Here is a 415-nt window from a genome sequence, read left to right as displayed (position 1 = left end):
AAGATACCGCTGTGCGGTGGGTTTCCCCATTCGGAAATCTAAGTCTCAAGTGCCTCTTACTGGCTTGACTTAGCTTATCGCAAGTTAGTACGTCCTTCATCGCCTCCAACTGCCAAGCATCCACCGTGTACGCTTAGTCACTTAACCATACAACCCAAAATAGTTTTAAGTTGTACTGCTAAAGACAGTTTTAACTTCGCCAGAAGTTAAGTAATACTAAAGTAGACGCTAATTAATCAACTAAATGATTAATCGGCATTTTCTTTCGAAAACTCTGAATAACAATTACTTGTTATTCGAGAATTTAATTATCAGCTTTCCAAATTTTTAAAGAGCAATATTAATTAGCTTACAAAAGCTAACTAACAATCATCTGTGTGGACACTTCGAACAAATCTGTTCTAAATCGTTAAGG

The 415-nt window shown here is 36.6% G+C and carries 1 rRNA gene; it reads right to left on the bottom strand.

Features of this window, described 5'->3' with window-relative positions:
* Positions 1–147: ribosomal RNA gene (locus A7985_RS25475) — 23S ribosomal RNA — on the bottom strand; the annotation flags it as partial.
* Positions 148–415 lie beyond the last annotated feature (268 nt).

The sequence above is a fragment of the Pseudoalteromonas luteoviolacea genome, from assembly GCF_001696455.1.
Classification (GTDB): Bacteria; Pseudomonadota; Gammaproteobacteria; order Enterobacterales; family Alteromonadaceae; genus Pseudoalteromonas; species Pseudoalteromonas luteoviolacea_C.
The sequence above is the reverse complement of the archived record's forward strand: the minus strand, read 5'-3'. Positions and strand labels throughout refer to the sequence as shown.